The 20189-nt window shown below is 64.2% G+C and carries 17 protein-coding genes and 1 pseudogene; 14 read left to right on the plus strand and 4 right to left on the minus strand.

Annotation, left to right across the window (positions count from 1 at the left end):
• Positions 1 to 91 precede the first annotated feature (91 nt).
• From ABQY64_RS05875 to hflC, 4 genes are all read left to right on the plus strand, one after another.
• On the plus strand, positions 92 to 988 hold the full coding sequence (locus ABQY64_RS05875; RefSeq protein WP_054590856.1) for a DnaJ C-terminal domain-containing protein: 897 nt from the start codon (positions 92 to 94) through the stop codon (positions 986 to 988).
• 383 nt (positions 989 to 1371) lie between these two features.
• Positions 1372 to 1758: a twitching motility response regulator PilH gene (gene pilH / locus ABQY64_RS05880; protein ID WP_024938599.1), complete on the plus strand. Its 387-nt coding sequence runs from the start codon at positions 1372 to 1374 to the stop codon at positions 1756 to 1758.
• A 462-nt stretch (positions 1759 to 2220) separates the two neighbouring features.
• Positions 2221 to 3360 (plus strand): FtsH protease activity modulator HflK, encoded by a 1140-nt coding sequence (hflK, locus tag ABQY64_RS05885; protein WP_166772513.1) that lies wholly within the window; start codon positions 2221 to 2223, stop codon positions 3358 to 3360.
• Positions 3360 to 4223 carry a protease modulator HflC gene (gene hflC, locus ABQY64_RS05890; protein WP_016903921.1) on the plus strand — a complete coding sequence of 288 codons (864 nt, stop codon included), beginning with the start codon at positions 3360 to 3362 and terminating at the stop codon, positions 4221 to 4223. The genes hflK and hflC overlap by 1 nt, the downstream gene beginning before the upstream one ends.
• Positions 4224 to 4353: 130 nt before the next feature.
• Here the strand turns inward: hflC and ABQY64_RS05895 are convergent, their stop codons facing one another.
• Positions 4354 to 5469 (minus strand): acyltransferase, encoded by a 1116-nt coding sequence (locus tag ABQY64_RS05895; RefSeq protein ID WP_349779222.1) that lies wholly within the window; start codon positions 5467 to 5469, stop codon positions 4354 to 4356.
• A gap of 161 nt (positions 5470 to 5630) precedes the next feature.
• On the opposite strand from ABQY64_RS05895, the gene ABQY64_RS05900 reads away from it, so the two are divergent.
• The 5 genes from ABQY64_RS05900 (at position 5631) to ABQY64_RS05920 (ending at position 11067) form a co-directional block, all read left to right on the plus strand.
• Entirely contained in the window at positions 5631 to 5816 is a 186-nt protein-coding gene (locus ABQY64_RS05900; protein ID WP_349779221.1) for a DUF2065 family protein, read from the plus strand.
• Between the two features lie 427 nt (positions 5817 to 6243).
• Positions 6244 to 7536, plus strand: a complete 1293-nt coding sequence (locus ABQY64_RS05905; RefSeq protein WP_024938603.1) for an adenylosuccinate synthase — start codon at positions 6244 to 6246, stop codon at positions 7534 to 7536.
• Between the two features lie 175 nt (positions 7537 to 7711).
• On the plus strand, positions 7712 to 10375 hold the full coding sequence (locus tag ABQY64_RS05910) for a M1 family metallopeptidase (RefSeq protein WP_349779220.1): 2664 nt from the start codon (positions 7712 to 7714) through the stop codon (positions 10373 to 10375).
• 225 nt (positions 10376 to 10600) lie between these two features.
• The gene (locus ABQY64_RS05915; protein ID WP_349779219.1) at positions 10601 to 10897 is read left to right on the plus strand and encodes a type II toxin-antitoxin system RelE/ParE family toxin; all 297 of its coding nucleotides are present in this window, start codon (positions 10601 to 10603) and stop codon (positions 10895 to 10897) included.
• Between the two features lie 29 nt (positions 10898 to 10926).
• On the plus strand, positions 10927 to 11067 hold the full coding sequence (locus ABQY64_RS05920) for a hypothetical protein (protein ID WP_164739531.1): 141 nt from the start codon (positions 10927 to 10929) through the stop codon (positions 11065 to 11067).
• A 5-nt stretch (positions 11068 to 11072) separates the two neighbouring features.
• Here ABQY64_RS05920 and ABQY64_RS05925 read toward each other — a convergent pair whose 3' ends face one another.
• The 3 genes from ABQY64_RS05925 to bdcA form a co-directional block, all read right to left on the minus strand.
• Positions 11073 to 12398, minus strand: coding sequence for an XVIPCD domain-containing protein (locus ABQY64_RS05925; RefSeq protein WP_349779218.1), 1326 nt, complete (start codon positions 12396 to 12398; stop codon positions 11073 to 11075).
• Positions 12399 to 12423: 25 nt separating this feature from the next.
• Positions 12424 to 13287: a hypothetical protein gene (locus ABQY64_RS05930; protein ID WP_104555404.1), complete on the minus strand. Its 864-nt coding sequence runs from the start codon at positions 13285 to 13287 to the stop codon at positions 12424 to 12426.
• A gap of 257 nt (positions 13288 to 13544) precedes the next feature.
• Entirely contained in the window at positions 13545 to 14258 is a 714-nt protein-coding gene (bdcA, locus tag ABQY64_RS05935; protein WP_014506929.1) for an SDR family oxidoreductase, read from the minus strand.
• 70 nt (positions 14259 to 14328) lie between these two features.
• On the opposite strand from bdcA, the gene ABQY64_RS05940 reads away from it, so the two are divergent.
• The 5 genes and pseudogenes from ABQY64_RS05940 (at position 14329) to ABQY64_RS05960 (ending at position 20188) form a co-directional block, all read left to right on the plus strand.
• Positions 14329 to 14925 carry a TetR/AcrR family transcriptional regulator gene (locus ABQY64_RS05940; RefSeq protein WP_184431903.1) on the plus strand — a complete coding sequence of 199 codons (597 nt, stop codon included), beginning with the start codon at positions 14329 to 14331 and terminating at the stop codon, positions 14923 to 14925.
• A 130-nt stretch (positions 14926 to 15055) separates the two neighbouring features.
• Positions 15056 to 15586: a MarR family transcriptional regulator gene (locus ABQY64_RS05945; RefSeq protein WP_349779217.1), complete on the plus strand. Its 531-nt coding sequence runs from the start codon at positions 15056 to 15058 to the stop codon at positions 15584 to 15586.
• Positions 15576 to 16110 (plus strand): annotated as a pseudogene (locus ABQY64_RS05950) (hypothetical protein). The gene ABQY64_RS05945 and the pseudogene ABQY64_RS05950 overlap by 11 nt, the downstream one beginning before the upstream one ends.
• Positions 16111 to 16214: 104 nt before the next feature.
• Positions 16215 to 19748: a helicase-related protein gene (locus tag ABQY64_RS05955; RefSeq protein WP_349779216.1), complete on the plus strand. Its 3534-nt coding sequence runs from the start codon at positions 16215 to 16217 to the stop codon at positions 19746 to 19748.
• 140 nt (positions 19749 to 19888) lie between these two features.
• Positions 19889 to 20188 (plus strand): NYN domain-containing protein, encoded by a 300-nt coding sequence (locus ABQY64_RS05960; RefSeq protein WP_349779215.1) that lies wholly within the window; start codon positions 19889 to 19891, stop codon positions 20186 to 20188.
• Position 20189 lies beyond the last annotated feature (1 nt).

Genomic DNA, 20189 nt, shown 5'->3' on the forward strand with positions numbered 1-20189 from the left:
CGCACCGTAGAATAGGTGCGGTTGCCCGCCCGGCTGCGATATGACTGGCTCGCGGCCTCGGCTGCGGGCCGTTTTTTTCAGAGGTGATTAGATGGAATTCAAGGATTACTACGCAACGCTGGGCGTGGAGCCCAGCGCGGGCGATGCGGAGATCAAGACCGCCTACCGCCGGCTGGCGCGCAAGTACCACCCCGACGTCAGCAAGGAGGCCGGCGCCGAAGACAAGTTCAAGGCGATCAACGAAGCCTACGAGGCGCTGCGCGACCCGGCCAAGCGCAAGGCCTACGACCAGCTCAAGGCGCAGGGCTTCCGCCCGGGCGACGAGTTCCAGGCCCCGCCCAGCTACGGCGGTGGGCAGGGCTACGACTACGAGGAAGTGTTCGGCAACGGCGGCGCCGGTGGCGGCTTCAGCGATTTCTTCGAAAGCCTGTTCGCCGGCCAGCGCGGCGGCCGTCCGCGTGGTCCGGGCGCCGGCCCTGGTGCAGGCGCGGGTCCGCAGGCGCGCGGCGACACCCGCGCCAAGCTGGCGGTGCCGTTGGAAGCGGTGTATGCGGGCGACAGCGTGCGCATCACCATCAACGGCAAGCAGCTGGATGTGCGCGTGCCCAAGGGCGTGCAGCCTGGCCAGGTGATCCGCCTGAGCGGGCAGGGCAACGGCGGCGGCAACCTGCTGCTGGAGATCGAATACGCCGCGCACCCGCAGTTCGAGGTGGACGGGCGCAACATCCTGTACACCCTGCAGGTCATGCCCTGGCAGGCGGCACTGGGCACCACCATCAGCGTGCCGACCCTGGGCGGGTCGGTGGAGTTGAAGGTGCCGGCCGACTCGGACGCCGGGCGCAAGCTGCGCCTGCGCGGCCGCGGCCTACCGGGCACCACGCCGGGCGACCAGATCGTGGAGCTGGAAATCCTGGCCCCGGCCCCCACCGACGATGCGCAGAAGAAGGCCTACCGCAACCTGGCCAAGGCGTTCGGCGAATCGGTGTAGGCCGCGTGGGTCGAGCTGGGAATGGGTGAGGGTTCGGCAGGCAGGTGGTGCGCCAGTGAACGTCGATCTGCGCGGTTGAATCGCCGCCGTCCCCTCATCAGGCGCTAGGTGCCACCTTCTCCCGATGGGAGAAGGGAGCAATTGCCTCTCCTGTGGTGAGAGATTGAGGGCAGGGCAGCATGCACGCGATGCGGTGGCGAACGGCCTTCTGCAACGTTGTTGAATCCAGTTGCCCCTGTGCAACGTAGTACGCGTTGCACAGCACAACAGCAACGTGTCACCAGATCAACACCTCGCAACAGCATCGCCGGGCGCACCGCCTGGCCCAGCTACCGAAAGCGCGGCCGGCGCACTACACTCGCCGCGCATACTAGGGGAAACACATGGCACGCATTCTGATCGTCGACGACTCGCCGTCGCAGCTGCTGGGGATTCAGCGCATCGTCGAGAAGCTGGGGCACGAAACCATCACCGCAACCGATGGTGCCGCCGGCGTGGAAGCGGCCAAGTCCTCGCTGCCGGACCTGGTGCTGATGGATGTGGTGATGCCCAACCTCAACGGCTTCCAGGCCACGCGCACGCTCAAGCGCGAGCCGACCACCCAGCACATCCCGGTGATCCTGGTGACCACCAAGGACCAGGACACCGATCGCATGTGGGGCATGCGCCAGGGCGCACGCGCCTACATCACCAAGCCGTTCTCCGAAGACGAGTTGCTGGAAGTGATGGAGCGCGTGTTCAACCAGAAAGACGAACCGCCGACCGTCTAAGCGCGCCGACGAGGTGCGACCGGGGCGTGGTTTCGCTCCGCAGTGCGACAAGCCGGCGCTGACCGCGGCTGGCGCGATCGACGAAGGCCTGCTTGATCCAGCTTCGCGCAGCGTGGAATCGGTAGACTGGCTGGCGCTGCGCGCCCGCGCGCATCACGCGGCCACCGGCAGCAACGCGCATCGAAGGCCGTTCACCCTCCGGCCTTGCCTGACTCCGAACGCCAAGGTCAGCACATGCGCGCCTTTCCCGCCCCCAGGATCGCGTCGACACGTGCCCCGACCGGTCCATGCCCTGCCATCGCCCGATTTCCCCCGCCCGATCCACCCCAGCGGCTAAACCGGGATGCGCCAATCGGGGCCTTTCAAAACGGTCGGTCTGCCCCATCTAGTAGAATCATCGAATCACACAACACGGCGGCACTGCGGGACTGGCCCGCACAGCCCCTCGATCATGGAGCGTGCATGGCCTGGAACACACCCGGCAACAAGGGCGGAGACGGCCCGGACCCCAACCGTCGCAGGTCCTGGGGCCCGCGCGGTGGTGGCAACGGTGGTGGCTGGGGCAATCTGCCCGCCCCGTTGAAGGAGCTGTTCGATGGCGGCGTGGGGCGCTGGATTCTGGTCGCGGTGGTGCTGATGGTGCTGTTCTCCAGCTTCCAGCTCATCGGCGAGCAGCAGCGTGGCGTGGTGCTGCGTTTCGGCCAGTTCTCGCGCATCCTGCAGCCCGGCCCGAACTTCAAGCTGCCCTGGCCGGTCGAGTCGGTGCGCAAGGTCAACGCCACCGAGATCAAGACCTTCAGCAACCAGGTGCCGGTGCTGACCCGCGACGAGAATATCGTCAACGTCTCGCTCAACGTGCAGTACCAGATCAGCGACCCGCGCAAGTACCTGTTCGGTTCGCGCAATGCCGACCTGGTGCTGGAGCAGGCCGCGCAAAGCGCCGTGCGTGAGCAGGTGGGTCGTTCCGACCTCAATACCGTGCTCAACAATCGCGGCCCGCTGGCCATCGCCTCCAAGGACCGCCTGCAGGCGGCACTGGATGCCTACAACACGGGTCTGTCCGTTACCGGTGTGACCCTGCCGGACGCGCGTCCGCCGGAAGAAGTGAAGCCGGCCTTCGACGAGGTCAACGGCGCCCAGCAGGTGCGCGAGCGCCTGATCAACGAAGCCCAGGCCTACGCCGCCAAGGTGGTGCCCGAGGCACGCGGCCAGGGTGCGCGCACCCGGACCGGCGCCGAAGGCTACAAGCAGGCGGTGATCTCCAAGGCCGAGGGCGACGCCGATCGCTTCACGCTGTTGCAGGAGCAGTACGCCAACGCTCCCGAGGTCACGCGCAAGCGCCTGTGGCTGGAAACCGTGCAGAAGGTGCTGTCGGAGAACCGCAAGGTGATCGGCAGCGATGGCCGCCAGGTCATCTATGTGCCGCTGCCGGCCGACGCCAGCAAGTCCGCCAGCAACAGCGGCACTGCGGGCAACGGCAGCATGCCGTCGATGGTGCCGCAGGATGTGCTGTTGAATCCGCCGCAAACCACTGGCGGCAGCGAGGGCATCCGCAATCCGGAGCGCGGCCCGCGCCCGACCGGCCGTGAGGGAACCGAATAATGAAGAATTCGCTAGTCATCGGCCTGATCGTCGCCGTGTTGCTGACCCTGATGGGCTCGGTGTTCGTGGTCCGCGAGGACCAGACCGCCATGGTGCTCAACCTGGGCCGTGTGGTGCGAGCCGACCTCAAGCCCGGCCTGCACTTCAAGATCCCGGTGGTGGAATCGGTGCGCGTGTTCGATCGCCGCTTCCAGGTGCTGGACACCGCCCCGGCGCGCTACTTCACCGCCGAGCAGAAAGACGTCAGCGTGGACTTCTTCGCCATCGGCTACATCTCCGATGTGCGGGCGTTCTATCGCGCCACCGGTGGTGAGGAGTCGGTCGCCAATTCGCGCCTGGCCCCGATCATCACCGACTCGCTGCGCAACCAGATCAACTCGCGCACCCTGCAGCAGCTGGTTTCCGGCGACCGCAGCGAGTTGATCGCCAACCAGCTCAAGGGCATCAACGGCGCGATCAAGGGCCTGGGCATGCAGATCACCGACCTGCGCATCAAGCAGATCGACCTGCCGACCGACAGCCAGGTGATCACCGACGTCTACGAGCGCATGCGCGCCCAGCGCAAGCAGGAAGCCAGCAAGCTGCGCGCCGAAGGCGAGGAACAGGCCCTGACCATCCGCGCCCAGGCCGACCGCGAGTCCACCGTGATCGTGGCCGACGCCGAGCGCGATGCGCAGAAGCTGCGCGGCGAAGGCGATGCCGATGCCGCCCGCATCTATGGCCAGGCCGGCTCCAAGGATCCGTCGTTCTACGCGTTCTATCGCAGCCTGGAGGCCTATCGCGGCTCCATGACCGACGGCAACGGTGTGGTGGTGCTGGACAAGAACGACCCGTTCCTGCAATACCTCAAGAGCGATCGTTGATCGCTCTGCGCTGAATCGACAACGCCCGCGTGATGCGGGCGTTGTCGTCTCTGGCGATTGCTGTAACTAAGCAAGTCGCCCATCAACAACGAATCAACATCGAGCACGACATCCGCTCAGGGTTGAGTGGTCAACGCTTGGCAATCGCGTTTGCTAGTGCGGTACGGTCGATCTTTGGCCCCAGCCGCTTGCCCATGGCAATGGCCGGCGCCTCAATGAATCTGTGCGTCAGCCACGCCATCGGCAACGTGACCAATAGCGTCGCTGCTGCACACGCTGCATATGAGAGTGCTGGATTCGGCATCGTTTCTTGAATGCGTCGGAACAACGGCACAAGGATTGCGATCACCACCGGGTGGCCCAAGTAGATCGAATAACTGATCTTGCCAAGGAAGCCAGTCACTGCATTGACTATCAAGCGCAGCGGCGACTGCGACATGCCGACCAGCAATAGCGCATACATCAGTCCGCTGACGATCCAGCCCGCTGCGGAGTTGATCAATCCCAGTGTCTGCAGTGCAATGGCCCCTGCCAGGCCCAGCAGTCCGGCTGCAATCAACAACGTTCCCCATCGCCGCGCTTTTTCAGGCTGTGTCGCGCTGAATTTTTCGTAGGCAAAGAAGGTGCACAGGCCGATTGCGAAAACCGGCAGATGGCGTAACAAGCCGTAATCACCAATTAGCGCGGTGCCGAGCTCGCCCATCATTCCCGAAGCTGCCAGACCTGCAGCAACCAGCGTGCACACCGCCAGTGCCACCGCAGTGGTCAGGTTTCGGACGACTGCAAAAAGCAATGGAAATACCGCGTAAAAGAGCATTTCCACGCCGATGGCCCAGCTGGCCCAGACGATGCCGGTTTCCCATCCACGCACCAGATTGAAGGTGAACGACAGGTTCGCTGCGATTTCCGTCCAGTGATGGCCGGCATGTGCACCGCGGCCATCCCGATAGAGCGAGAAAGCCAGCCAGCAATAAAACAGTGGGGCGATCCGGAAGAACCGGTGCAAATAGAAGCTGAGCAGCGGTCTGCCGGTGGCCACGTGACGGGGCATCGTGTAACACAACGAAAATGCGCTGATGACGAAGAACAGCGCAACCCCGCTGCCGCCAGCCGACAGCACCGGCGTCAGTAATGGGCCCGGAGAAATAGCCGGTGCCGGCATTGCCATGACATGGAACAACACCACGTACAGGGCTGCCAGGCCGCGTAGTGCATCCAGAAAAACCAATCTGTCGTTCTTGATCATGCGTCCTTGCTCATGCAGAAAAGGGGGCAACCATAGACGCTGCTGCGCATCAGCTCAAATGGCACGTGCCACAGCCGCTAAAAAGTGGTCATCGCGGCGCCGACGCATCTGCATCTCCCAACCGTGCACACTCCCATTCCCACGATGTCGCGGTACAGCCTATGCACGATTTCCTCACCGCTCTCTGTCTGATCGCCCTCATCGAAGGCCTGCTGCTGTTTGCCGCGCCCACCGCCTGGAAACGCATGGTCGAGCAACTGTTCAGTCTGCCCACCGCGCAACTGCGTGTGATTGGTGGTGTGACGTTGGTGCTGGGCGCGATCGCGCTGTGGATCGTGCGTCACTGAGTGGGTGGTCCATTCCGACTGCAGCGGGCAGCGTAGGAGCGCACCTGGGCGCGACGGCTCTACCGGGAATGCCCGTCGCGCCCAGGTGCGCTCCTACGAGCCATTGGGATTGTCGCTATGGTGATCTCCCAGGCTAGGGGCCGGCAGCGCTCGGAGCACCGCGTAACCGACGGCCAGCCGCAATCTGACCCGCCCCCGATCCGCTGTCCGCCAGGGGTAGTGCACGTCACCGGAAACCCGGATAATGCACAAAAGCCGGCCGGGCACGCTCACACAGGGCACCTCGTTCGGCTTTTTCCGTGTCAGGGCTTCACGCGCCGCTGCAACGCTCCCCGATGGAGCCGCGCGCCAGGCGGCGCCGCCAGCCGTGAACCGGTCCCATCCCGCGGCCCCGATGGCCGCAGCAAAACTCAGGAGTTCACCCGTCATGGGTCAGTCAGTTGTCGTGCTCGGTGCCCAGTGGGGCGATGAAGGCAAAGGCAAGATCGTCGATCTGCTTACCGAAGAGATCGGTGCGGTGGTCCGCTTCCAGGGTGGCCACAATGCCGGCCACACGCTCGTCATCAACGGCAAGAAGACCGTCTTGCATCTGATTCCGTCCGGCATCCTGCGCGACGACGCGCTGTGCCTAATCGGCAATGGCGTGGTGATCTCCCCGGCCGCGCTCATCAAGGAAATCAGCGAGCTGGAAGGTGCCGGCGTGGAAGTGCGCTCGCGCCTGAAGATCTCCCCGGCCGCGCCGTTGATCATGCCGTACCACATCGCCCTGGATCAGGCGCGCGAGAAGGCCGCCGGCGGCAAGGCCATTGGCACCACCGGCCGCGGTATCGGCCCGGCGTACGAAGACAAGGTTGCCCGCCGCGGTATCCGCATCGCCGACCTGCATTACCCGCCGCAGCTGGAAGAATTGCTGCGCACCGCGCTGGATTACCACAACTTCGTGCTGACCAAGTACCTGGGCGTGGAAGCGGTGGACTTCCAGAAAACCTTCGACGAAGCGCTTGCCTTCGGCGACTACGTGCAGCCGATGAAGTCGGACGTGGCCGGCATCCTGCACGACCTGCGCAAGCAGGGTAAGCGCGTGCTGTTCGAAGGCGCGCAGGGCGCGTTGCTGGACATCGACCACGGCACCTATCCGTACGTCACCAGCTCCAACACCACCGTCGGCGGCGCACTGGCCGGCACTGGCGTGGGCGCCGATGCGATCGACTACGTGCTGGGCATCGCCAAGGCTTATGCCACGCGCGTGGGCGGCGGCCCGTTCCCGACCGAGCTGGACGACGAAGTCGGCCAGGGCATCCGCGACCGCGGTGCCGAGTATGGCGCCTCCACCGGCCGCCCGCGTCGCTGCGGCTGGATGGACATCGTCGCGCTCAAGCGTGCGGTGGCCATCAACGGCATCTCCGGCCTGTGCATCACCAAGCTCGACGTGCTCGACGGCATGGAAAAGCTCAAGGTCTGCATCGCCTACGAATACCGCGGCAAGCGTACCGAATACGCCCCGCTGGACGCGCAGGGCTGGGAAGAGTGCACCCCGGTGTACCTGGAGTTCCCGGGCTGGACCGAAAACACCCACGGCATCACCGAGTGGGACAAGCTGCCGGTGGCCGCGCGTGCCTACCTGCGCGCGCTGGAAGAACTGGCCGGCTGCCCGATCTCGATCGTCTCCACCGGCCCGGATCGTGACCACACGATGGTGCTGCAGGATCCGTTCGCCTGATCGGCTGACGCCAGACGCGGCATCGTCCAACGGCCCGGCTTGTCCGGGCCGTTGGCATTTGAGGATTGCTGAGATTTGCCATGACTTCCGGCGGTGCCTGCGCGCACCGTTCCGGCGGATCATCCGCGGCCTGGCGCCGCTTGCCTGCCCACTTCGCCCACATCGAGAATTTCCCATGCGTCTTCCCCTGGTGACCGCCATCGCACTGGCCCTGGTCGGTACAAGTCCGGCTGCCTCCGTGCTCGCCGCCGCGCCCGCGCCGACGAGCGCCGCCGCCTCGTCCATCACCACCCAGTTGCCGCGCACGGCCAAGCCCACGCATTACGCGGTGGAGATCACGCCGCATGCCGACAAGATGACGTTCGACGGCAAGGTCGCCATCGATATCAGCGTGCTGCAGGCCACCGACCGCATCGTGTTGCAGGCGGCCAACCTGAGCTTGGCGCGTGGCACGCTCACGCAAAAGGGCGGCAAGCCGCAAGCTGCCACGGTCAGCACCGATGCCGAGGCGCAGACCGCCACGTTCGCGTTCGACAAGCCGCTGGCAGTGGGCGAGTACGTGCTGTCCATCGACTACAGCGGCGTGATCAACACGCAGGCCAACGGCTTGTTCGCGCTGGATTACACCACCGCGCAAGGTGCGCGCCGCGCGTTGTTCACCCAGTTCGAAAACTCCGATGCGCGCCGCTTCATTCCCTCCTGGGACGAGCCCAACTTCAAGGCCACCTTCGACCTGGCGATCAATGCGCCGGCCGGGCAGATGGCGGTGAGCAACATGCCGGTGGCCTCGTCCAAGCCGGGCGCAAACGGGCGCACCCGCATCGCGTTCCAGACCTCGCCCAAGATGTCCACGTACCTGCTGTTCGTCAGCGTGGGCGATTTCGAGCGTGCCACCGTCACCGCCGACAACGGCACTGAGATCGGCGTGATCGCGCAGAAGGGCAAGGTGGGTCAGGCGCAGTTCGCGCTGGAATCCGGCCGCGACGTGCTGCACGAATACAACGCCTACTTCGGCATCCCGTACCCGCTGCCCAAGCTGGACAACATCGCCGCGCCCGGGCGCAGCCAGTTCTTCAGCGCCATGGAAAACTGGGGCGCGATCTTCACCTTCGAATACTCGTTGTTGCTGGATCCGGCGGTGGCCAACATCGATACCAAGCAAGGCGTGTTCACCGTCGCCGCGCATGAGATCGCGCACCAGTGGTTCGGCAACCTGGTGACCATGGCGTGGTGGGACGACCTGTGGCTCAACGAAGGTTTCGCCAACTGGATGGAAGCGCGCACCACGGCAAAACTGCATCCGGAATGGGATATCGACAAGACCGGCCCGGCGCTGAAAAGCCGCGCAGCGATGCGGCGCGATGCGTATGCGACCACCCACCCGGTGGTGCAGCACGTGGCCACCGTGGAGCAGGCCAGCCAGGCCTTCGACGCCATCACCTACCAGAAGGGCGAGGCGGTGATTGCCATGCTGGAAGACTACGTCGGCTCGGACCACTGGCGCACCGGCGTGCGCAGCTACATCAAGCAGCACCAGTACGGCAACGCGGTGACCGACCAGTTGTGGCAGCAGATCGACGCGGTGGCCCCGGGCAAGCAATTCACCCAGGTGGCGCACGACTTCACCCTGCAGCCGGGCGTGCCGTTGATTAAGGCCAGCAGCCGTTGCGTCGGCGGCCAGACCGCGGTGACGCTGGAACAGGGCGAGTTCACGCTGGACCGCCCCGACAAGCAGCCGTTGCGCTGGCATGTGCCGGTGGTCCTGCGCAGCGGCGATGGCGCGCCGGTGCGCGTGCTGGTGGACGGCACCGCCCAGGTGCAGGTACCCGGCTGCGACGCACCGGTGGTGGTCAATGCCGGGCAAAAGGGCTACTTCCGCACCTTATATGCGCCCGCGCAGTTCAAAGCGCTGACCACCAGGTTTGCCGCGCTACCGGTGGTGGACCAGGTGGGCGTGTTGAACGACACCAACGCACTGGCCGGTGCCGGCGTGCAGGCACAGGCCGACGTGCTGGATCTCACCGCCCAGGTGGCGGCAGGCGCATCGCCCGATATCTGGGACATGGTGGCCAGCATCTACGACGATGTGGATGGCAGCTTCGAGCGCGACCCGGCTGCGCGCGCGGCGTGGCGTGCCTATGCCGTGCCGCGCCTGGCGGCCGAATTCGCAACGCTGGGCTGGGACAACCGCGCTGGCGATTCGGCGCAGATCCAGCAGTTGCGTACCCGCCTGATCGCCACCCGCAGCGACATGGGCGATGCCGCCGTGATCGCCGAGGCGCGCAGGCGCTTTGCCGCCTTCCAGGCCAACCCCGCCTCGCTGTCGCCGGAACTGCGCGACAGCGTGCTGGGCGCGGTTGCGCACAATGCCGACGCCGCCACCTGGGACGCCTTGCATGCCTTGGCCAGGCAGGAAACCTCGTCGATGGTGCGCGACACCTATTACGACTTCCTCTCCATGCCCAACGACGAGGCGCTGGCCAAGCGCGCGCTGGAACTGGCGTTGACAGCCGAGCCGGGCGCCACTACCGGTGCGAGCATGATCGACCGGGTCGCTTCCCGGCACCCGGAGCTTGCCTTCGACTTCGCGGTGGCGCATCGCACGCAGGTGGACACCCTGGTGGATTCCACCTCGCGTGCCCGCTACTACCCCGGCCTGGGCATGGACTCGGCCGAGCTTGCCACCGCCGACCGGATCAAGGCCTATGCCGAGCAGTACATCGCACCCACCTCGCGGCAGGCCGCAGACAACGCCGTCAACACGATCCAGACGCGGGTGAAGCTGCGGGCGGCATCGCTGCCGCAGATCAAGGCATGGTTGAAGGCGCGCAAGCGCTGAGCGTTGCGATCATCGCAGCACAGGAAACAGCCCGGTCTTGCCGGGCTTTTTCTTTGCCGCGCCGGCAGTCACCTGGAGGTGGGAGCGAGGCCGCCGAGCAGCGTTATGCCGGCATCGTGGCGTCCGCGAAGACCATCGCCTGGGACGACATGCGTGGCTATCTGGAAAAGCGCATAGCCGGCGAGCCGGCAAAGCGTCCCACGGCCCGCAAACTAGCCCGGTAGCATGGCGCGTATCGAGCTGGCACCGGAGCTTGCACAGGATCTTGAGCGGATCTTCGACCAGCTCCAGCGCCATGAGGCCGCACATGTCGCAGCACGCCTGCACGAGGTCATTGCGGCAATCGATGTGCTGGAAACCAATCCGCTGATCGGCTGGCCGGCCGGCGGCGACAAGCGCGAACTGGGGATCGGTCACGGCGCGCACGGCAATCTGGCGCTGTACTGCCATGTCGCGCAGATCGACACGCTGTTTGTGCTGGCCGTTCGATCGCAACGTGAGGCGGGCTTTGCCGGGCCGTGATGTCGGCAGTTCCCTGATCGCTGTAGCCGGTGTCCCTGTTATTCGATGCACTGCCACCCGACCCGCACAAGCCGGTGCTGGAGATCGTCGCGCGCCACGCCGACGTTGCCAACCGGCATCGCCTGCACGCCATTGCCCAGAAGCCGCCGCAATGCTCGCCACCCGCCTAGCGCCGTTATCCCATGCGCATCGACGCACTCTCACGCTGCCGGGTATCCATCTCCTGCTCCTGGCTCTGCGCCAACGCCTGTTGGCGATCGGTGCTGGCCACTTCCAGCTGCTGCAGCGACTGCTCCACCGGCGTCTGCACGGCTACGTCGGTCGGCATGTGGGCGCGCAGGTGCGCCGGGTTGTTCAACTCACCCTGCACCACAAACACATTGCGGCCGGCCGGGCTGTCGGTCGTCTGTTGGCTCAGTACCACGTGGTCGGCCCGGTCCAGGTTGTTCTGGCGGGCGAGGGTCATCACGCTGGCGATGAGGCGCTCGCTGTTCTCGTCCGGTGTGCGTCCGGCTTGCGCATCGATCGCATTCACGCCTGCGCGCACCTGCTGCAGCAATGCGTAGTCCCGGTGCTCAGGGCCGATATCGGCGAGTTTGGTGGGCGGCTGCATCCGATCGGGCAGCCCGTCGACCGATACCGTGAGCGGGCTGCGGGTAATGGAGCGGTGCGAATCGTCTTCGTGGAACTGCGTGGCTTTCTGCTGTCGTTCCAGACGCACGGCGCGGGCATCGTCGAGTTCGGCGATACGGCCGGGATTTGTTTCTTCGCGCATGGAAAGATGCCCGCCGCCTGCGCTGACGTTCATCCATTTTTGCTCTTTTTCAAAATACATCGCGTAGAAGCTGTTGCTGCCGATGACGTTGGGATCGACGGCTGAGCGGCCTTCCAGCATCTGGATCGCTTCGGTGGTGCCGAGCTTGGCCAGGTACTGGCTGCCGGCCGCCAGTCCCATCTGCGCAAAGGTCTCGTAGCCCGTGTTCCTGATACGGGCAGCGCCACCGTACTCGTTGTCGAGCATGTTGGTCCAGATCTGTTCTAGCTTCTGTGGGCCACTTTTTTCCAGGGCCGCTTGCAGGAGAACGCGTGGGGTCCAGCAGTTGGGGTCGAGCTCATGGTCCAGGAAGGCTTGATCGTGTGCCCGCATGACATCAGCACCAGGCAAATTCTGCGCTAGGTCCGGACGGTGTTCGCTCATCCAGTATTGCCTGGCTTCAAGATCCTTTTTGAGGAGGGTTTGCCCAAACGCTTCCCACTGCCTCTCGCTCAGGCTCGCGTTGGCAAAGTGAGAGCCGTTATCGTGCTGTGTCCTGGCATAATTCTGTGCGTAACTATTTGCAACCTGACCGGGCAAGCTATCGTTACGCACCACGCCCAGTGCCAGTGTCCCGTAGCCATCTGCACCATCTAGCTGCGAAAGATAATTCCAGTACAGCTCGCGGTTGCCCGCGTCCGCATAGCTGGAAAGAATCTTGAGGTCCTGCTCTTTCAATCCGCTCATGTCCTGCTCCTTATCGTCGCGCCGATCACCTGACTTTGGTGCGGGCCAGTACGGTCCTTACCGCGTCTTCCATGCGTTTCCAGTCCTTCAAGAAGGCGCGCTTATAGTTCAGGGTGATAGAAAGCTTGTTCTCGATATCAGAGAAGTAGTGGACACAACTTGCAGCAACAGCGCCTTTCTCGTGTACTACTTCAGCTCCCTCCAGCCGCACACCGTCTCCACGAAATTTGGTGCTGTCGCACTTGATGAAGGTGGTGAGGCCGCCGCTTGAGTCGCGCGCGATGTACCAGTCATCTTCGTAGGCAGGGTTGCGAATCGGCGGTTTCCCGTAGCGGTCTTCGTACTCTTTCGAATACGCCAGCATTTTCGCTTCGTCGATTGCGTAGGGCGTTAGGTCCAACGTGTCTTGCTGGGCAAGGCGGAGATCGAGGCGCTGCCTCGGATCTCGACGTTCCACTGAATTGGCCTCGGTAATCGCATCATTGGAAGAATGTCGCTCTAATGATGTCTCGATAGGAGCCCGGTCGATGTAATTGATTCGAACTGAGATCTCCTTTCGGAAATCATTCGTACGCGGGTTTGCCCGTGCCCCGGGCGGGGTGGGGGTCATGTCTGGCCACTCGATGACCAGCGTCACGCCTTCGCCCGGCCATGGTGCGATCTGGCTGTCCAGGTAGTTGGCGGGGATGCGGAAGGTGTTCGGCCCCAGCTTTACGTCAACCGGCGCGTCCGAATAGGTGTGCCCGTTGATGGTGCGGCCTGTGGTAACGGTGCCTGACATGGGGGAAGTCCTTTTTTGTTCGGGTGATGGCGTCCGTGCACAGGCACTGCCGGTGACGGCGATGGCGAGTGCAAGAGCCAGGCACCGGCCGGATGACATCATGTGCATTGGTCAATCCATTGCAGGGTTCGCCGCAACTATAGGCAACTTGGGATCAGCGCGACAGCAAGGGCCAAGCCTGCGATTGTCCGTGCCATGCGCCGCACGACACGGGAATGCGATCACGCTCTGCCGGAAGGAAAGGCGCGTGGATCAAAACGCGGGCGGTGCAACGGCAGCTCGCCCGTGTGACGAAGAAGGACGTTTGCCGCCCTTGATCGCACTAACTGTCGAGCTGCAGCGTGGTCAACGCAGACGTCGCCGCGTCATGCCCCAAACGCACCATCGATCGTATGCATCGCCCCGGTGACAAAGCTTGCTTCCGGGCCTGCCAGCCAGGCCACCATGCCGGCCACTTCGTCGGCGCGGCCGTGGCGTTTGATCGCCATGAAGCTGTGCATCAGGTCTTTCATCGGCCCGTTTTCCGGGTTGGCGTCGGTATCGATCGGGCCCGGTTGCACCACGTTGATGGTGATGCCACGCGGCCCGAAGTCGCGGGCCAGCCCGCGCGCCAGCCCTTGCAGCGCGGATTTGCTCAGCGCGTAGGACGCCATGCCGGGCAGCGGCATGCGGTCGCCGTTGACCGAGCCGATCACGATGATGCGCCCGCCGGGCGGCATCTGCCGCGCTGCCTCCACGGCGGCGTGGTAGGGCGCGTGCACGTTGATGCGGAACAGCCGGTCCACCGCGTCCGGATCCTGGTCCAGCGCATCGCCGAACAAGGCGATGCCGGAGTTGACCACCAGCACATCCAGCGGCCCGCTGCGGCGCACCGTGTCGATGACCGCATCGCGGTCGGCGCTGTCGGCCAGCACCGCGGTGCTGCCGGTGTCACCGGCCAGGCGCTGCGCCGCCTCGGCAGAGCCGGCATAGGTAAACGTCACCCGTGCGCCCTCGGCCACAAAGCGCCGCACGATGGCGGCCCCAATCCCCCGGCTGCCACCGAGCACCAATACCGACTTGTCTTTGAACGCTGACATGCATCACCTCGCAATTAATGTAGCGAGTAATACATAATAGTTTTCGCCTGCCGTCAAGGATTTTGTAACTATGACTACAGAAACCCCCCGGGCCCGCGGCCGGCCGCGCGCATTCGACCCGGACCAAGCGGTCGCCACTGCGCAGCAGCTGTTTCATGCGCGCGGCTACGACGCACTGAGCGTGGCCGACCTCACCCAGGCACTGGGCATCAATCCGCCCAGTTTCTACGCCGCCTTCGGCAGCAAGGCCGGCCTGTACGCGCGCATCCTCGACCGCTACGCGCAGACCGGGGCCATCCCGTTGCCCCAGATCCTGGACACCGCCCGCCCGCTGGCCGATGCCCTGGCCGACGTACTGGAGCAGGCCGCCCGCTGCTATGCCGCAGACCCCGCTGCCACCGGCTGCCTGGTGCTGGAAGGTACGCGCAGCAACGACGCGCAGGCGCGCGAGGCGGCCTGCGGTTTTCATGTCGCCGCCCAGGAGTTGATCCGCTCCCACATCGCCAAGCAATGCCCGCACGACGCCGACCGGCTGGCGGATTTCGTCAGCACCACCATGGCCGGGCTGTCCGCCAGCGCCCGGCATGGGCAGAGCCTGGAGCGTCTGTTGGCGAGTGCGCGGTTGGCGGGGGAGGGGATTCGGGCGGCGCTGCGGGGAATTGGGTGAGCATGTCTGGCTTTCGCCGTTGAGCGGTAGGCCCTCGTTTAGTCAGGGCTCTTAGCGAAGACCGCTTGCAAAAACAGCTCGCTCGCTGGATATTCCATATTCCGGAATATGGAATAAGGCGGGCTCGGCTGTGGAACTGAAGCCCCAGGATCTGGTGGTGCTGTACAAGCAGGTCGCGCAGGCGGGCCAGGCCTGGACGTATGCATCCCTTGGAGAAGCGCTGGGCATGAGCCCTTCTCAGGTGCATCGCAGCGTCAAGCGCGCGGTGGCATCCGGCTTGGCGCTGGAAAAAAGCCGTGGCGAGTGGGAGACGGTACGCACAGCGCTGCATGAATTTGCGGTCCACGGCGTGCGTTACGCCTTTCCTGCCGTCATCGGGCCGCTAAGGCGTGGCATTCCTACGGCCTTCGGCGTGCCCCCACTGTCCATTGCCATTTCCAGCTCCCCAGGGGATGCACCGGTGTGGCCAAGCGCGCAGGGCACGGCCAAAGGCCCCAGCTTGTTGCCGTTGTCGACCGGTGCGCCCAACGCTGCGCTGGCCGACCCTGCCTTGCACCAACTGCTGGCGCTGCAGGACGCCCTACGCAGCGGGCGTGCCCGCGAGCGCACTCTGGCAGGGAGCTATCTCAAACAATTGCTGAGGCTTGGCGATGCGCTCTGACGATCCTAATTTGCCGCACCTGCTTGTGATTGCGAATGCATTGGGCGAGCTTTGCGAACACGTAGTCTTCCTCGGCGGAGCAGTTGTTGGCCTGCTGGTATCCGATCCATTGGCGGAAAGCGTCCGCGCCACCTACGACGTCGATGCGGTGGTCAATCTTGATTGGGCCCGGTTCCGCGGTATCGAGGCGCGTGTGAAGTCGCAGGGCTTCGCGCGCGAGATGCAGAGCGGTGTCGTCTGCCGCTGGATACACGAAGCGTCGGGCGTCCTCTTCGACCTGATGCCGGTGGATGCTGGCGTGCTTGGCTTCTCCAACCGCTGGTACGCCCATGCGGTAGAGACGGCCCAAGTGGTGGCCTTGAGAGATCGCCTGTCCATCCGCTTGGTCACAGCGACGGCATTCGTGGCGACCAAGCTCGAAGCCTTCGCTACCCGAGGGAATTCTTTCCAGCCACGACCTGGAGGACGTACTCAATATCGTCGATGGCCGGGCCGAGCTGGTGGAAGAGCCCGCGCGGCCTTAAGCAGTCTTGTGAGTTGGTCCAGTACTCAACTAGCGACTGGGAGCGGAGATGGCGTGCGCCGTCCCATATAACTATTAGAATGCCATGGGGACTGAAGGGGTATTATGAAAATTGAGGACATCGCTAACGGGCAAAAGCTTGTAGGGGTGGATCCTGCCGGGCCTGTCGACGTTGTCGCCGTAGCGGCAAGTGGGCAAGACGCCATCACTCTTGTTTTCCGGTCTTCGCTAGGAGTGCTTGGCGAGCGGATGTTGTTCCGGGATGACGAGCCATCTTTGGCCGAGGCAACATCCACCCGTCCTTGGTCCTTTGCTGCCCCAGGGGAAGCCTTCCAACTCGCGGCAGAGGCACTGCGAATTCGTTTTGCGCATCTGTTCGACCCGATGATGGCCGTCCACACCTCGGACGTGGAGCCGCTGCCGCATCAGATCTCTGCGGTGTACGAGGCCATGCTGCCGCGTCAGCCGCTCCGGTTCGTCCTGGCCGACGACCCCGGTGCAGGCAAGACCATCATGGCCGGCCTGTTGATCCGTGAGCTGATCATGCGCTCTGACGCGCAGCGGATCCTAGTGGTGTCGCCGGGCTCGCTGTCCGGGCAGTGGCAGGATGAACTGCGCGACAAGTTCGGCCTAGAGTTCACCCTGTTCAGTCGCGAGCAGCAGGAGCTGTCCGCCAACGGCAACGCCTTCAACCAGACCGATCACATGATCGCGCGGCTGGACCAGTTGGCGCGCAACGACGACTTGAAAGAGAAGCTGCGGGCATCGCACTGGGACCTGATCATCATCGACGAGGCACACAAATGCGCGGCCAGCTTCTCTGGCGGTGAGGTCAAGAAGACACAGCGCTACGAACTGGCCGAACTGCTCGGCTCGATCTCCCGCCACTTCCTGCTGATGACGGCCACCCCGCACAACGGCAAGGAAGAAGACTTTCAGCTGTTCATGGCGCTGCTGGACGGGGACCGCTTCTACGGCAAGTTCCGCGAAGGCGCAACACGCGTTGACGTGTCAGATCTGATGCGTCGCCTGGTGAAGGAGGAGCTGCTCAAGTTCGACGGCACCAAGCTGTTCCCGCCGCGCTTTGCCTACACAGCCAACTACGACCTTTCCCCCGCCGAGGAAGCGCTCTACGCGCATGTCTCGGATTACGTGCGCAACGAGTGGAACCGTGCCGAGCAACTGGATGGCAAGCAGCGCACCAGCATTGGTTTCGCGCTGACGATGTTGCAACGCCGCCTCGCGTCCAGCCCTGCCGCCATCTATCAATCGCTCATGCGTCGTCGCAAGCGGCTTGAAGATCGACTTGAAGAGACAAAGCTCATCGCCCGCGGCAACCGCACCGGCGAGGAGCGCCCCATCTACGGCAAGGTGGTGGCGATTGATGTACCCGATGATCTCGACGAGGCCGAAGACGAGCTGTCCCCGGAGGACTTCGAGAACGTTGCCGATCAAGCGGTTGAGCAGGCCAGTACCGCCGACACCATCGTCGAGATGGAGGCCGAACTTTTCACTCTGCGCTCGCTGGAAGCTGAGGCCAGGGCGCTCTATGACAGCGGCAACGATCAGAAGTGGCGCCAGTTGTCGCAGATCTTGCAAGACAGCGCGCTGATGTTCGATGCGAATGGCAACCGCCGCAAGATCATCATCTTCACCGAGCACCGCGATACGCTGGCCTACCTGGCCAGCAAGATTGTCAGCTTGCTGGGCAGGCCGGAAGCCGTCGTCCATATCCACGGCAGCACCAACCGCGATGAGCGCCGCCGCGTGCAGGAGGAGTTCCGCCAGAACAAGGACGTCCAAGTGCTGCTGGCCACCGACGCGGCGGGTGAGGGCGTTAACCTCCAGAACGCCAACCTGATGGTCAACTACGATCTGCCCTGGAACCCGAACCGGCTGGAACAGCGCTTCGGTCGCATCCATCGCATCGGCCAGCGAGAAATCTGCCACCTGTGGAACCTGGTGGCTGACAAGACCCGCGAGGGCGCCGTGTTCCAGCGCCTGTTCGAGAAGATCGAAATCGAGCGCCAGGCCCTAGGGGGCCGTGTGTTCGACGTGCTGGGCGAAGCTTTCAACGGCAAGCCGCTGAAAGACCTGCTGTGGGAAGCCATTCGCTACGGCGAGCGCGAGGATGTCCAGCGCGAACTGTTCCGCGTCATCGACAACAGCCTGGACTCCGAGAAGCTGAAGGAGATCTTCCGGCGCAATGCGCTGGTGGACAACCACATGGGCCTGGAAGCGCTGCATGCCATCAAGGAGGAGATGGACAAAGCTGAGGCGCGCAAGCTGCAACCACACTTCATCCGCGCGTTTTTTCTGAAAGCCTTCGAACAGCTGGGCGGCGATGCGCGCTTGCGCGAGAAAGGCCGTTACGAGCTGCCGCATGTCCCCGCGGCGATCCGTGAGCGTGATCGTCGCATCGGCATGACGCGCCAGCCAGTGCTCCCGAAGTACGCGCGCATCTGCTTCGAGAAGGGCGACATCCGGTTCCTCAATCGCCCAATGGCCGACCTGATCCATCCGGCACATCCGCTGATGGGCGCCGTCATCGACATGACCCTGGAAGCGCGCCTGCCCGCCTTGAAACAGGGCAGCTTGCTGGTCGATCCGACCGACATAGGTACCGAGCCGCATCTGCTTTTGATGGTGGACCACGAAGTGCGAGAGGGGACAGGCGACTCCGAGCGCACCGTGTCACGCGAGGTCCAGTTCCTGCGGATCACGCCGAGCGGTGAAGCCACCTTCGCAGGCTGGGCGCCGCACCTGGACCTGCGCCCGGCGACCGAAGGAGAAGCTGACCAAGCACAGTCCCTGCTCGTCGCTACATGGCTCAATCAGGGCCTGGAGCAGCGGGCCTTGGAATGGGCCGGTGGACAACTGGTCCCCAAGCACCTGTCCTCCGTGCGCGATCGCCGGCTGCGCCACATCGACAAAGTAAGCCAGGCGGTGCATGAGCGTCTGACCCGCGAGATCAACTTCCTCTCTCATCGCGCCATCGCGCTGCAGGAGGAAGTGCGTGCGGGCAAGCAGCCACGGGTCCAGCCAGAGAACCTGATCCGTCGCGCGGAAGAACTGACCGCACGGCGCGCGGCGCGCTTGCAGGAACTGGAAACCCAGCGCCACATCGTGCCGGCCACGCCTAGGATCGTCGGTGGTGCGCTGGTCTTGCCGGTGGGCTGGTTCCAAGCCGACCAGGCCGCCGCCACGCCAGCTACATACAGTGTCGATCCGCTGGCGCGCTCGCGTATCGAGCTGCTGGCGATGGAAGCCGTTGCTGCGGCAGAGCGCGCAATGGGCTTCAGCCCCCGCGACGTGTCGACGGAGAAGTGCGGCTGGGACATTACCTCGGCGGTTCCACCCACCGGCGACACACTGCCCGATGACCGCCTGATCGAGGTGAAGGGTCGGGTCAAGGGGGCGACCACCATCACCCTGACCAAGAACGAGATCATCGCGGCCCTGAATAAGCCCGACCAGTTCTGGCTGGCCATCGTCCTGGTCAACGAGGACGACACCACGGACGGCCCGTACTACTTGCAAGGCCCTGTGTCGCAGGCGCCAGACTGGGCCGAAGTGAGCAAGAACCTGGAACTGGCCGAGCTGCTGGCCCGCGCCACGCGTTATGGAGGTGGGGCTTGAGTCTTGCAGCGGCACAAAGAGAGACGCCCGCGCGAGGCGGGCGTCGGGCCGGAGATGTTATTTCAGGCGGGGCGGTCTTTCATGGGCTAAGCCACAAAAGAGAATTGGCCCTTGCTGTGGGTCAGCAGGCCGAAAAGAAGATGACCGACGTGAACATCGCCGTGCGCCTGCTGGCCGATGCCATAGACGATGCTTTTGACATCGCGATGGTCGTGTCTGCCGACAGCGACCTGATACCGCCGGTGGAAGCCGTCCCTGCCCGCTTCCCGTCCAAGCGGATCATCATTGCCAGCTCGTCCGCGCGCCATTCGACGCGTCTAGCTGCAGCGGCCAACGGCTGCTTCACCATCGGACGCAAGAAGCTGCAGGACAGCCAGTTGCCCAATCAGATCACCAAGCCGGACGGCTTCGTCCCGGGCCGCCTCGCTTCCTGGACCTGAA

This window comes from Xanthomonas sp. WHRI 7065 (assembly GCF_040203115.2).
GTDB classification, from domain to species: domain Bacteria; phylum Pseudomonadota; class Gammaproteobacteria; order Xanthomonadales; family Xanthomonadaceae; genus Xanthomonas; species Xanthomonas arboricola.